Here is a 13,461-nt window from a genome sequence, read left to right as displayed (position 1 = left end):
ACCTCTTTATGACTCCTTTCCATAGCCCCAGCGACTGACTAAACGCTGCTCAAGGCCAAGATGATCCAGCATTCTGGCCACCATAAAATCGATTAAATCATCAATACTTTCTGGTTGATGATAGAAGCCCGGCGCTGCCGGCATTATCGTTACGCCCTGCTGACTTAGTTGCAGCATGTTCTGTAAGTGGATTGTCGAAAGCGGAGACTCCCTCGGAACTAAAATTAATTGTCCGCGCTCCTTCAATACGACATCGGCGGCGCGCTCGATCAACGTATTACTACTGCCATGCGCAATTGACGACAAGGTACTGGTTGAACAAGGGCACACCACCATTTTCGCGGGCGCCGCTGAACCCGAAGCCACCGGCGAAAACCATTCTTCTTTGCCGTAAACTTTGAGTTGCTCAGCACCAACCGAAAAGTGTTCACACAGCATTGCCGCTGCTTTGTCAGGAGCTGCCGGAATTTGCATGCCCTGCTCCGTTGCCAATACGACCCGGGCAGCACTGGAAATTAGCAACAGCACCTGTTGATCCTGATCAAGCAAACATTGTAACAAACGCAGCGCGTAAGGGGCACCCGAGGCACCGGTTATCGCAACAGTAATTCTATTGTCGGTTTTCATTGAACGGTTCCTGTGTCATCCAGTTATTGCAAGGCTTTAAGAAAGCGCTGGTGCAAACCATCAAAGCTGCCATTACTCATAATAAGTACGGCGTCTCCGGCTCTGACTTCGGCTAGCAACCCTGCCAGCAAGTCGTCGGTCGACTCAAACACATGCGCCTTGGGCATTTTTTCGGCCAATTGCCATTTTAGCCCTTCGGGCTGCAATACGAATACATTGTCTGCGTCTTCCAATGACTGAACCAAGGTGTCGCTGTGGACGCCCATTTTCATGGTATTTGAGCGCGGTTCAAGTACCGCAATAATGCGACTGTCAGGCTGATGCTGCCGCAAACCGGATACGGTTGTCTTAATCGCGCTGGGGTGGTGAGCAAAATCATCAAAGACTTTTACGCCGCGGTGCTCGCCCAGTAACTCCATACGTCGTTTGGGACTTCTAAAACGGTTTAACGCCTGCGCACTCTGCTCAGCTTTTATGCCAACATGAGCGGCGGCGATAATGGCCATCATGGCATTATTAACGTTATGAGTACCCAATACGTTCCAGCGAACCTGCGCAATACATTTGCCCTGATAATGCACTTCGAACTCCGTACCGTCAGCTTTAAGCAATTTAGCCTGCCAGTCGCCCTGCTCACCCATACGCACCACTGGGCTCCAGCAGCCTTGCTCCAGAACTTCATCCAGTGCTTTATCGCCCGCGGGTAGAATCACCTGACCGGTGTCGGGAACAACCCGCAGCAAATGCGCAAACTGCCGTTGGATAGCTGCTAAATCAGGGAAGATGTCTGCATGATCAAATTCCAGATTATTCAGAATTAACGTATCTGGTGCATAATGAACAAACTTGGATCGTTTATCAAAAAACGCCGTATCGTACTCATCGGCTTCAATCACAAAGAAGTTCGAATCGGTTAAACGTGCACTGACCGGAAAGTTCCCCGGTACACCGCCAATCATAAAACCGGGGTCGAATCCGTTGTCTTCTAAGATCCAGGCCAGCATACTCGCGGTGGTGGTTTTGCCGTGAGTTCCGGCAACCGCCAGAACCCAACGCTGGGTTAATACGTTGTCGTGCAGCCATTGCGCACCAGACACATAAGGAATGCGCTCGCGTAAAACAGCTTCAACTTCGTCGTTACCACGGCTTAACGCGTTACCGATAATCACTATGTCGGGGCGTGGCTTTAAATTGTTATGCGAGTAGCCCTGCATCAATTCAATACCGAGGTTTTCCAATTGCGTGCTCATGGGCGGATAGACCTTAGCATCAGACCCGGTCACCCGATGGCCCAGTTGCTGTGCAATGGCGGCCACGCCTCCCATAAAAGTTCCGCAAATCCCAACAATATGAATGTGCATGTGCTCTCTAAATCCGTTCGCTTTAAAAATACCGAAAGTGTACCACCGTACTCACTGACAAGCAGGATTTTTACCAAAAAATAAGGTATCATTTGCGCTCTCTGAACAAACATTTGTTAGCACCCAATAACCAGAGCTGCAGGAACTTTCATGAAACGTTTATTACCAACACTGAGAGCGGATCAAACCAGTGAATCGCTTATCTCTGTTATTAACACCATTCAAATTGCAGCCAAGGAAATTTCTTTCCGTCTGCATCAGGGCGCATTAGCCGGTGTATTAGGCTCAACTCTGGACGAAAACATTCAGGGCGAAACGCAAAAGAAGCTCGATGTTGTCGCCAATCAGCTGTTAAAAACTCTGTTGCTTGAGTCACCTAACGTCCATGCTGTTGCTTCTGAAGAAGAAGATTCCATTGTTGAGAGCCCGAATTCAGGCCATTACCTGGTAGCATTTGACCCACTGGACGGTAGCTCTAACATCGACATAAACGGTGGTGTGGGTACTATTTTCTCTATTCTGCGTAAGCCTGAAGGCGAAGAGACCAGCGAGAACATGTTCCTGCAACCTGGTAAAGCTCAGGTTGCTGCCGGTTATGTCTTGTATGGTCCTGCAACTATGCTGGTTATGACAACCGGTAAAGCGGTGCGAATTTACACTCTGGATCAGACCGTTGGTGAATTCTTATTGACCCACGAGAAAGCGGAAATCCCGAAAGATACCAAAGAGTTTGCCATTAATATGTCGAACCGTCGTCACTGGGCTGACCCAATCCGCGCTTACATTAGCGACTTGCTGGAAGGCGAAGAAGGTCCGCGCGGCAAGAACTTTAATATGCGCTGGAATGCCGCGATGGTCTCTGATGTGCACCGGGTTATTTCGCGTGGTGGTTTATTTACTTACCCCTGGGATGCTCGTAAGCCGAAAAAACCCTTTAAGCTGCGTCTTTTATACGAAGCTGCGCCTATGGCTATGCTGGTGGAAAAAGCCGGCGGGAAAGCCACCGACGGTTACAGCCGTTTAATGGAAATTGTACCCGAGCATATTCACCAGCGCGTCTCAGTGGTTATGGGATCTGCCAATGAGGTAGATGTGTGTATGGATTACCATAAGCAACATCCAAAACCTTATTAGACTGATGTCGATAGTGCGCGGCTATTGCGTGAGTAGCCCGAGCCGCTATAATCGCGCAGTACCTTTTATTATTTTATTACTACAGCAGGAAGTACTATGAGCTTAGGAAACGTAACGGCTGGCGCGAACATGCCAGAAGAAGTTAACGTCATCATCGAGATTCCGGCAAACGCCGATCCGATTAAATACGAAGTTGATAAAGACACCGGTACATTGTGGGTTGACCGTTTTATGGCGACCGCTATGTTTTATCCGGCCAACTACGGTTTTGTTAACCAGACACTGTCTTTAGATGGTGACCCGGTTGACGTACTCGTCCCGACTCCGTATCCGCTGCAAGCTGGCTCTGTTATTAAATGCCGCCCGGTTGGCGTATTAAAAATGACTGACGAGTCAGGTGAAGATGCGAAAGTTATAGCGGTTCCGGTTAGTAAACTGACCAAAGAATACGATCACATCAATGACGTTGATGACCTGCCTGAATTGTTAAAAGCACAAATCACTCACTTCTTCGAGCGTTACAAAGAGCTGGAAAAAGGTAAGTGGGTTAAAGTTGACGGTTGGGGTGATGCCGCTGCAGCAAAAGAAGAAATTGTGTCTTCTTTTGAGCGTGCGAAAAAGTCTTAATTCTGTATCCGGAGTAGTGCCGTCATGAATGCCGTCAATATAGAAAAACTGAGTTTTTCCTGGGCGGGACAAAAACCAACCCTGGATATTCCTGCCTGGCAGGTACAACAAGGTGAAACGGTGCTACTTCGAGGCCCCAGCGGTAGTGGTAAATCAACACTGCTATCGCTGTTGGCCGGCATTAATACACCGGAACAGGGTCGGTTAGACCTGTTTGATACTGCATTCTCCAGTCTTTCAGGCAGACAACGAGACCGTTATCGCGCCGACAATATTGGCTATATATTTCAGCAATTTAATCTGCTGCCCTATTTGTCCGCCTTAGACAACGCTTTACTCGCCTGTCAGTTCTCGAAAAAGCGCAGACAACGTTTAGCAGAGCAGGGAACCTCAGCAGAAGCGACCGCACTGGAAATGCTCAAACGCTTAGGTTTATCCTCAGAACAAATTCAGCAACAGGCTCATACCCTCAGCGTTGGTCAACAGCAACGCGTAGCAGCGGCCAGAGCTTTACTGGGAGCCCCTAAACTGCTGATAGCGGATGAACCAACCTCGGCACTGGATGCTGAGCACCGGGATACCTTTATTCAATTATTACTTGAGCTCAGTAGTCAAAATAACACCACGGTTATTTTTGTGACTCATGACGCCGCTTTGTCTTCTTATTTTGATAAACACGTCGAGCTTAACGAACTTAATCAGGCGGGGGGCTAAATCATGATCCCCCTTGCCCTGAAAAGCTTACTGAACCGACGCGCGAGTGTGCTTTTAACGGTTATAGCGATTGCTGTCAGTGTCACCCTATTACTGGCAGTAGAGCGTGTCCGTGACCAGGTACAAAGTCATTTTGCCAATACGGTTTCTGGTACTGACTTAATTATTGGTGCCAGAACCGGACAGACTCAGTTGTTGCTGTCTTCTGTCTTTCATATTGGCAGCATGACCAACAACATGAGCTGGAAAAGCTTTGCCGATATTAGCAGCCGCCCTGAAGTCAGTTGGGCCGTGCCAATTTCGCTGGGTGACAGCGTTCAGGGGTTACCAGTTGTAGCGACAACCAATGCGTATTTTGAGCACTTTAAATATGCTGATAAGCAGCCTTTAGCGTTTTCGCAAGGCCAACCTTTTGCCTCAGATGAAGACGTTGTATTAGGAGCTGATGCAGCCGAGAAGCTGTCAAAAGCCATTGGTGACGATATTATTATTGCCCATGGCAGTGGCGGCATTAGCTTTAGCGAACACGATGAGCACCCATTGACGGTTACTGGAGTCTTGCAACGGACAGGAACCCCGGTTGATCAAGCGGTGCTGGTAACCTTGCACAGCCTGGAGATGATTCACAGCGGTGGAGCCGGGCACGACGAAGAACATGACCACAGCCATGAACACGAACATAACGGTGCTCATGCCGACGAGCACGAGCATCATGGCGAAGCCCCGGCTGAAAGCATCAGTGCCGCATTACTTGGCTTAAAGGCCAAGCCTCTGGCTTTGCGCTTACAACGTCAAATCAACACCTATAAAAAAGAGCCCTTAACTGCCCTGCTGCCGGGGATGACACTGCAGGAATTATGGAAAACCTTAAGAGTGTTCGAGCAGGCGTTAACCGCCATCTCAGCTATGGTGGTGCTGATTGGTCTACTGGGTATGCTGACCATTATGCTTGCCAGTTTACGAGAACGACGTCGCGAAATGGCGGTCTTAAGAGCCGTAGGCGCAGGTCCCGGAACAATATTCGGCTTGTTACTCAGTGAAGCACTGCTACTGACCGTGGTCGGTGCGTTCTCTGGCTTGCTCCTGTTATATGGCCTGCAATGGTCGTTGGCCGGCGTTATTCAGTCACAGACTGGGTTAATCTTCACCAGCTCATGGCCCAGCATTAGTGAGTGGTGGCGCATAGTACTCGTGATTAGTGCCGGCTTTATGTTAAGTTTAATTCCCGCATGGCGTGCGTATCGCCAATCTCTTGCAGACGGACTTACGGTGAAAATATGAAGAAGTTATTTGCGGTTGCACTTTTAATGCTAACCCTTCCCGCATTCGCGGCTGCTGAAAAAATTGGCTGGAAGGATCTCATCCCTGAAGGGTTTACCCCACCTCCGGTAAAACCCCAGTCATACTATGACGCGAACCCCGAAGAGGACCGTCAGACCAATCTGGATGCACCGGTAGTTGAAGCCCTGGACGGAAAAAAAGTGCGTATTCCCGGCTATGTTGTGCAACTGGAAGGGGACGCCGATAACGTCACCGAATTTTTACTGGTACCTTATTTTGGCGCCTGCATTCATGTGCCGCCACCACCACCCAACCAAATTATTCACGTTGAATACGCCGAAGGCGTACCCTACGAAAACACTTATGATGCCGTTTGGATAGAAGGCACCATTAAGGTAGAACGCAAAGAAGGTGACCTTGCAGTTGTAGGCTATCAGATGGAAGCCGACAGCGTAGAAGTCTATAACTAAGAGTAACTCATTTGCTTTTGTAACAAGCGAATTAACTGGTCAGCGGGCATTGGTTTAGCAAAGAAAAAACCTTGCCCCTCAGTGCATTCCAACCCTAAAAAGTAATCCAGTTGTGACTGCTCTTCAATACCTTCGGCCAACACTTTTAAACCTAAACGACGAGCCATATCGACAATAGTTTCTATGATGATCTTACCGCTTTTCTCGTCTGAATTGTTGACGAAGGTTTTGTCTATTTTAATTCTATCTAACGGCAATTTTTGTAAGTAACTGAGTGATGAAAAGCCGACACCGAAATCATCAATTGCCACCTGAATTCCTTGCTGCTTTAAGCGCCTCAAAATATCGGCGACTAAATCGGGATCTTCCATCACAATACTTTCGGTGATTTCCAGCTCAATTCGCTTCGGGTCAATTCCCCATTGTTCTATTTGCTTTTCTACTAGCTCGGGGAAGTCCCGCTTTCTAAATTGTGGTACTGAAACATTTACCGCGACCCGAAGCTGATGGTGCAGACCAATTTCATCAAAGGCATTAATTTGACGACAAGCTTCTTCAATAACCCAGGAGCCTATTTCTACAATCAGCCCCGAGTATTCAGCCAAAGGAATGAACTCTGCAGGAGAAATAAAAGAACCGTCGCTTTGAGGCCAGCGCAGAAGTGCTTCTACACCTACAACTTTTTTTGTTTTCAGCTCAACTTGCGGCTGATACCAAACTTGCAGTTTTCTATTGGCAAAATCAGCGCGCAACCTACGAACCAGATGAAGCCGTCGTTGAGTGTCTTGTTCCATCGACGGCTCATAATAGTTATAACGGTCAAAAGAGTTATTTTTAGCATTTTTTAGAGCGATATAAACTTGCTTCAGCAATCCTTTGCCATTAACACTCTCAGGGTTTGTGGCTGAGGCAAAGCCACAAGTTACCCGCAATGGTATGTAATGTTCCCCGGCTCTAAAAGGTAAGGCAAAAAGCTCACTGAAAGCATTAGGCGTGACAATATTCGCAGGACCGTAAACGCCGAATACGTCGGCAGAAATCCGCGAAACAAAGACTTTATCGCCAAGTTGGTCTGTCAGACGAAGCGCCACAGCACGCAACAATAAATTTCCGACATCCTGACCCAATCCATCGTTAACATCAGAGAAGTGGTCTATGTCGATGACAGCAATCATTTTGTCTTTGTCCGGTTTTTCAGACAGAACTTGAATACACCGTGTAAACTCTGCCCGATTCGGGATGCCAGTTAAAGGATCAAGATACGCTGCAGTCCGCAGTTCTTCGAATAAATTCGCATTCTCGAAGCCGACCGCAATATTGGCTAAAAAGACTTCCAGCAACTCCTGGTCATACTCAGCGACAGCGTTTTTTGTTTCTATGTAGGCCGCCGCCTGATGCGCCTGGCCATCAATAAAGAAGACCGTCGCGGTGTCGGTATGAATATGACGTTGTTCATTCAGGCATTTTCTGACATTTTTCTCTATTTCGTCAGAGTTAAGAGTGGATAGGCTTTTATTAATACTATTCGCGAAATGTCCGGCAGCTCCGAGTACCAGAATATCATTATCTTTATGAGGCGCTCTGGCACCGACAATCCCTTCGGCGTTTAAGCCAAGCAAGGAAGCAATTTGCGTAACCACCCCTTCAGAAAAGTTTACGATAGAATGCTTTTCCATAAGGTTAGAAGCGGAGTGAATGATTTTACGCAACCCCCGGCGGTTTTCATTAATAGTGCAAAGTTGCTGATAAGAGCGAATAGCAGAAAATACGGTAGTTAAAAGGCGGCTTCTTGTGAGTTCCGTTTTTGTCTTATAATCATTAATATCATAGTTTTTTACGACACTTTCTTCGGGAGCATAACCCGGTTGCCCAGTCCTTAGCACGATTCGAATTTCATCGTTACCTAACTGCTCGCGGATAGTCCGGGCCACTTTCAAGCCCGCATCATCGGTCTCCATAACAACATCAAGGAGTACCATGGCAATGTCATCATGGTCAGTCAGACGATCCAACGCCTCGCTGCCGCTATATGCATGTAAGAACTCCAGCTGACGGCCACTAATAATAACATCAGCAAGCGCCATTTTAGTGACCGCATGAATTTCCTGATCATCATCGACAATCAGAATTTTCCAGAAACCTTTACTGTACTCTGCCGGAGTTACTTCATCGTCGTCGTGAAGAAACAGTGGTTCATCTTGACTACTGACCATGCGTTGAGGCCATCCATTTATAAGAAGTTACAAACATATAACAATTTAGCTTATATGCTGAACGACCTGCAAGCTTTGAATGGTCTAATTAATCGATTAGAAGTGAACTTCGACTCCAACAAACGGGCCTTTAAAGGTCACATCTGAATAAATATCATCGACATCATCAAGCTCTATCACCGAATGGCGATAACCTGCATTAAGGCTTACATCGACAGCTAAGTTATCAACTAAACGATATTCGATGCCAATTTGCGCATCCTGAACTTTACTGTCTTTCGCGCTAAGCGCACTGGCATCAGCAAAGAAGGTCCAGTCGGTAGCTGGTATTCCAACTCGCGCTGCTACATAGGCTGTAGGCACAACAACGGAAAAGTCCTGGCGGCCAATAGTATCGCTGCCTAGCACCCACAAACTGCCGTCGAAATCCATAGCATTGACGCCAACATCAAATGAAACTAAATCATTATCGAAAATTTCGTAGTAAAAAATGTAATCTCTATGACTAAAGTCATTTTTTCCGTAATCGCTGGTAACTTCCAAACTATTTTCCCGTACTTTAATATTTGGGATAAATGGAACCGGGTGCTCCAATGCAATGTAGTAACTGCTTTGGTTTTCATTCTCGAAATTAGGTTCTATTAAATTAGAAGCAAAAGCATACTCGCCTTCAGTATCGGCATCCCAGAATTGTCCGCCGGCATAAACACCAAAAACTGTATCAGCTAAAGCGCTGGCAGGAGCAACCGCTAACGCAACGGCTAACACTAATGTTTTTTTATACATAACTCTTCCTATTAGATGTCGGATTCTTTATTTCTTCACTAGAAATTGAATGGTTTGTTTGGAGCCTGACTGAAAATGTAAGGTCAGAGAAAAGCTTTCTTTGGCTTCAAGCGGAGATTTCAAGCCAAACAACATAAAGTGATACCCTCCTGGTTGAAACTTAATTGTTTCACCCGGAGCAATAGACAGCGATTTAACCTCTTCCATTTTCATTACATCGCCAGACATTGTGTGTCGATGTACTTCGGCTACTTTACTAACGTCTGAGCTAATGCGGGTAATTTCGACAGGGGTATCTTTCAGGTTTTCAAGTGTGGCATAAGCCGCGCCATTTTCGGTTCCCGGGATAGTCGCACGAGCCCAGGCATCGTCAATTTTTAATGTCTCGGCGGCGACTATAACCGGTAACAAACTCAATACAGCAATTATTGTTTTAAACATAGCCTAAGCCTTATTGGATTTAACTTAGGCTTTATATTACACGTGATTAACCCGTTCTAGAAACCTTTGGTTTGCGAAATATAAAGTAAAGAACCAAGACGCAGAGAATCAGCGGCCAGAAAAAGCCGATTCCACTTAATATTAGGGCGATAAATGCGGCCCCAGCGCCTAAAAGCACGCTACCGAATACCGTGACCACCACAAAAAATACTAAGCCAACAAAGAATAAGCTGATCAATAAAGTAACTGACAACTCAATCACCGAGCCAAGAGCCATTCCGAAAACTGAAAATATCTCTTCAGCGAAAAAGAATAAACCAATAACAGATAAAACTAATAACCAGCCAAAGCTACGATTCGACATGACAAGAACTCCAATAGTGAGCAATTTAACTATACTTACTTTTCTAGTTACAACTACCGTGCCAACTATTTACCTTATATTTTTCAACTGGTTAAAATTTAAAACCTTAACCTGAAATAAAAAAACCGCCAATTATTGGCGGTTTTTACTAATATTAGCTCTCGGAGGAAATTAGAATTTATATTCAACTTCCGAGTAGAAATAGCCACCATTGAACCCGATAGGTGAGTTGGTATTTGGATACTTAAATATCGTATCAAATGCACTTTGTACAGGTTGCTCTTCCGGGTATTCGCTAAAGATGTTTTGGCCACCGACAACAAGGCTCAACTGATCAGAGAATGCATATCTAACCGAAATATCCGTTATCCAATTCGGACCATACGACTCGTTAGCTTCTTCTGCGGTTTCGCCAGAATCGTAATCACCAATAATGTAAGTTCCAAAATAGTTGAACCGTACATCTGTTCTCCAGTTACCTAATGAATGAGTAAAACCAATAGATCCACTGTGATCAGGCGTAGAATCAGTCATACGTACTTTTTCATCATAGTCAAACAATACCGACTCAATACCGTCAAATAGTGGGGGCAGATTAATTGACTCTATTTCAGTATTGTTGAAGCCATATGCTAGCTGCGCTTTTAACTCGCCAAAGGCGTTTAAGTTAAATGTTTTGCTGGCGACAATATCTAAGCCTTCCGTTTTTGTATCAACAGCATTAATGAAGAATCTGGCGTTCTCAGCCGACACTGTACTTAATGCTTGCGCAACCTGAGGAGAATCTTCCGCTACAACCTGATTAGATAAAATAATTCGATCATCAATATTGATTTGAAAGTAATCCAAGGTAATAGCTAAGCCATCATAACCATTCCATACTATGCCCGCACTAACACTTTCTGATTCTTCTGACTGCAAGTCGGGTATACTAAGAGCCTCTGTGATTGGGCTTAACGAGTTAAAGGTCCCGGATTGCTGAAGTATCGTCTCACCATTAACCTCATTCGTCAGTGTAGAGATAGTGGTAAAATACAACTGCTGTGGGCTAGGTGCTCGGAAACCAGTATTCAACGCACCCCGAACGGCAATTCGATCGGTTATGTCATAACGCCCAGAAACTTTCCAGCTAGTATTATTACCAAAGTCAGAGTAGTCTTCGTAACGCACCGCAGCGCCCCACATAAAGTCAGTCGTCAACTGGTTTTCAGTTTCTAGGTAAACTCCGACATTATCACGACTTTGATCTACTTCAGCGTCGGGTCTAAAACCTGTAAAGCCTTGGCTCCCTCCTGCAAAACCATTTATAGCATAGCCTGCTTCATAATTGCCTTTTATGTAAGACTCCTCTTGGCCAGCTTCAATTTCGTAAGTGTTATCTCTGTAACTAACACCGAATGCTATTGATAAGTCTGAGTTATTTACAAAAGGAACAAAGCGCTGCGCATCAAATGTGATGCTAGTCTCTTCATTTTTGAGAGTTCCTGCATCAAATGACGTAGGAGTCATCTCTGGGCCTAATGATGCATTTAAAGAATTCTCAACGTTGTATTGGAATTCGCTACGTCCATAGCCACCACTAAAATCTAGAGTCCACTCCCCCAAATACCACTCATAACCCGCGTAGGCCGAGTAATCTTTTACGTCAGGGGCTAAAATCGGTAAAAAACCTTCAGGATAGATTTCTGGTAAAGTTTGTCCAGGGGCATCACCATACGCTCCATTTTGAATTGCCCTTCTATAAAACGCACCAGATTCGGATTTACGATCACTCATGCCGCCAAAAGCATACAGACGTCCATCGCCTAAAGTCATGTCAAAGTTGGCAAATAAAGAAGCATTTTCGTATTCAGCTGCGCCAATATGAAAACTTTGCCTATCAAAGGTTTCTTCTCTTGGATCATCGCTACCATCAGGAAGTGATGGATATTGCTGACGAGTATCTGGTCCCGCTCTATTGGTGCGGTTTTTATGGTGAAGCTCTCCAGAAACGGTCAAAGCTCCGTCTTCACCAACGGCAAAACCAGTACTAGCGGATGCGCGCCACTGTTCACCGTCGCCTTTATGTGTTTGTCCAAGCTGTAAACTGGCACTACCGCCCTGTGCGTTATCCTTTAGAACGATATTAATAACACCAGCTATTGCGTCAGAGCCGTAAAGTGCAGCAGCGCCGTCTCTAAGAACCTCAATACGCTTAATCGCCGCCATAGGTATTGCGTTCAAATCTACGTTTGAGCTGCCCCTACCAGTTGTTCCATTAAGGTGAACCAGAGCTGAGCTATGACGACGCTTACCATTAACAAGAACCAGTGTGTGGTCCGGAGATAAACCTCTTAAAGAGGCAGGTCTAACCGCGTCGCTACCGTCGGTAATGGATGAAGAAGGAAAATTAAAGCTCGGCACTGCATACTGTAAAGCTTTTGCTGTATCAGTCATGCCTGTGGCAGCTAAATCTTCAGCGCTAATAATATCTACTGGCGCCGCGCCATCGGTCGCCGTTCTCATTGAAAGTCTGGAACCTACAACCTGAATCACTTCTTCCACGTCTTGCGCAGAATCTTGTTGCGCTGACGCAACTGGCGTAATGAAAAATGAGCTCGCCAAAGCAAGCGTAATAGCATTGAAACGTTTCATACTGCTCTCCCTTATAATTATTACAGTGAATATAGCAGTAAATTGACAGTTTGGTTCAGTCTGGAAAGCAATTAGGTATAAGCAAACGTTATAGTAGCCTGATGCTCCGGCATCAGGTGGGGCGGTTGGGGATTAATCCCGGGGGATATTCGTCGAAAGGCCGGTTGGTGAGCTGGGTACCGGGGTAAATGCGCTGCGGCTTCAGCTTTAAAAGGAGTTAAGGAGTATAGCCTCATGCATCTCACCTGACGTGAACGTCAGGCTACCGAACAGGCATAAAAAAATCCCCCAGCGTGAGCTGAGGGCTTCTTAGAATAAAAGTCTGGCGGTGTCCTACTCTCGCATGGGGAGACCCCACACTACCATCGGCGCTGGTGTGTTTCACTTCTGAGTTCGGAATGGATTCAGGTGGTGCCACACCGCTATGGCCGCCAGACATAAACTGTCACAACATGTAAAAACTGACTGCTTTTTTAAGTAAAAGCCACTCTGTTGAATTCACTATCTCACCTGATGTGAACATCAGGCTACTTATTCGGTAAAGTCGCTCGCTTGTGCGTAACGTCCCAAACACCTTGGGTGTTGTATGGTTAAGTCTCACGGGCAATTAGTACGGGTTAGCTCAACGCATTACTACGCTTCCACACCCCGCCTATCAACGTTGTAGTCTCCAACAACCCTTCAGAGCACTCTAAGTGCTAGTGACAGCTTATCTTGAGGCTCGCTTCCCGCTTAGATGCTTTCAGCGGTTATCGATTCCGAACGTAGCTACCGGGCAATGCCATTGGCATGACAACCCGAACACCAGC

Annotated in this window: 12 protein-coding genes and 2 rRNA genes; 5 read left to right on the top strand and 9 right to left on the bottom strand. The window is 46.1% G+C overall.

The genetic code is table 11. The features are described from left to right. Window positions 1-6: 6 nt before the first annotated feature. Both RJ32_RS10315 and mpl read right to left on the bottom strand, forming a co-directional pair. Entirely contained in the window at window positions 7-627 is a 621-nt protein-coding gene (locus RJ32_RS10315; protein WP_034822004.1) for a flavin prenyltransferase UbiX, read from the bottom strand. Between the two features lie 23 nt (window positions 628-650). Next, a complete protein-coding gene (gene mpl / locus RJ32_RS10310; protein ID WP_082815463.1) occupies window positions 651-1,988 on the bottom strand; it encodes a UDP-N-acetylmuramate:L-alanyl-gamma-D-glutamyl-meso-diaminopimelate ligase in 1,338 nt (445 codons plus the stop codon). Between the two features lie 150 nt (window positions 1,989-2,138). On the opposite strand from mpl, the gene RJ32_RS10305 reads away from it, so the two are divergent. The 5 genes from RJ32_RS10305 to RJ32_RS10285 all read left to right on the top strand — a co-directional run bounded on the left by RJ32_RS10305 (window position 2,139) and on the right by RJ32_RS10285 (window position 6,214). After that, window positions 2,139-3,122, top strand: a complete 984-nt coding sequence (locus RJ32_RS10305; RefSeq protein ID WP_034821999.1) for a class 1 fructose-bisphosphatase — start codon at window positions 2,139-2,141, stop codon at window positions 3,120-3,122. Window positions 3,123-3,218: 96 nt separating this feature from the next. Beyond that, window positions 3,219-3,749, top strand: a complete 531-nt coding sequence (gene ppa / locus RJ32_RS10300) for an inorganic diphosphatase (protein ID WP_011235490.1) — start codon at window positions 3,219-3,221, stop codon at window positions 3,747-3,749. A 24-nt stretch (window positions 3,750-3,773) separates the two neighbouring features. Continuing rightward, window positions 3,774-4,463: an ABC transporter ATP-binding protein gene (locus tag RJ32_RS10295; protein WP_034821996.1), complete on the top strand. Its 690-nt coding sequence runs from the start codon at window positions 3,774-3,776 to the stop codon at window positions 4,461-4,463. A 3-nt stretch (window positions 4,464-4,466) separates the two neighbouring features. Then, window positions 4,467-5,744, top strand: a complete 1,278-nt coding sequence (locus RJ32_RS10290) for an ABC transporter permease (RefSeq protein WP_034821993.1) — start codon at window positions 4,467-4,469, stop codon at window positions 5,742-5,744. Beyond that, window positions 5,741-6,214 (top strand): DUF3299 domain-containing protein, encoded by a 474-nt coding sequence (locus RJ32_RS10285; protein ID WP_034821990.1) that lies wholly within the window; start codon window positions 5,741-5,743, stop codon window positions 6,212-6,214. Before RJ32_RS10290 ends, RJ32_RS10285 begins: the two co-directional genes overlap by 4 nt. Here RJ32_RS10285 and RJ32_RS10280 read toward each other — a convergent pair. The 7 genes from RJ32_RS10280 to RJ32_RS10250 all read right to left on the bottom strand — a co-directional run. Then, a complete protein-coding gene (locus tag RJ32_RS10280) occupies window positions 6,211-8,427 on the bottom strand; it encodes an EAL domain-containing protein (RefSeq protein WP_034821986.1) in 2,217 nt (738 codons plus the stop codon). The two genes, RJ32_RS10285 and RJ32_RS10280, sit on opposite strands and share 4 nt — an antisense overlap. A gap of 96 nt (window positions 8,428-8,523) precedes the next feature. Continuing rightward, on the bottom strand, window positions 8,524-9,213 hold the full coding sequence (locus RJ32_RS10275) for a TIGR04219 family outer membrane beta-barrel protein (RefSeq protein WP_034821983.1): 690 nt from the start codon (window positions 9,211-9,213) through the stop codon (window positions 8,524-8,526). Between the two features lie 27 nt (window positions 9,214-9,240). Beyond that, complete coding sequence (locus tag RJ32_RS10270; protein ID WP_034821980.1) at window positions 9,241-9,654, bottom strand: copper chaperone PCu(A)C; 414 nt, start codon at window positions 9,652-9,654, stop codon at window positions 9,241-9,243. A gap of 46 nt (window positions 9,655-9,700) precedes the next feature. Then, complete coding sequence (locus RJ32_RS10265; protein WP_011235497.1) at window positions 9,701-10,018, bottom strand: hypothetical protein; 318 nt, start codon at window positions 10,016-10,018, stop codon at window positions 9,701-9,703. A 171-nt stretch (window positions 10,019-10,189) separates the two neighbouring features. Further along, window positions 10,190-12,652: a TonB-dependent siderophore receptor gene (locus RJ32_RS10260; RefSeq protein WP_034821973.1), complete on the bottom strand. Its 2,463-nt coding sequence runs from the start codon at window positions 12,650-12,652 to the stop codon at window positions 10,190-10,192. A gap of 320 nt (window positions 12,653-12,972) precedes the next feature. Then, a 5S ribosomal RNA gene (rrf, locus tag RJ32_RS10255) occupies window positions 12,973-13,088 on the bottom strand. A gap of 150 nt (window positions 13,089-13,238) precedes the next feature. Beyond that, a 23S ribosomal RNA gene (locus RJ32_RS10250) occupies window positions 13,239-13,461 on the bottom strand; the annotation flags it as partial.

It is taken from the genome of Idiomarina sp. 28-8, assembly GCF_000320945.2.
GTDB classification, from domain to species: Bacteria; Pseudomonadota; Gammaproteobacteria; order Enterobacterales; family Alteromonadaceae; genus Idiomarina; species Idiomarina loihiensis.
The sequence above is the reverse complement of the archived record's forward strand: the minus strand, read 5'-3'. Positions and strand labels throughout refer to the sequence as shown.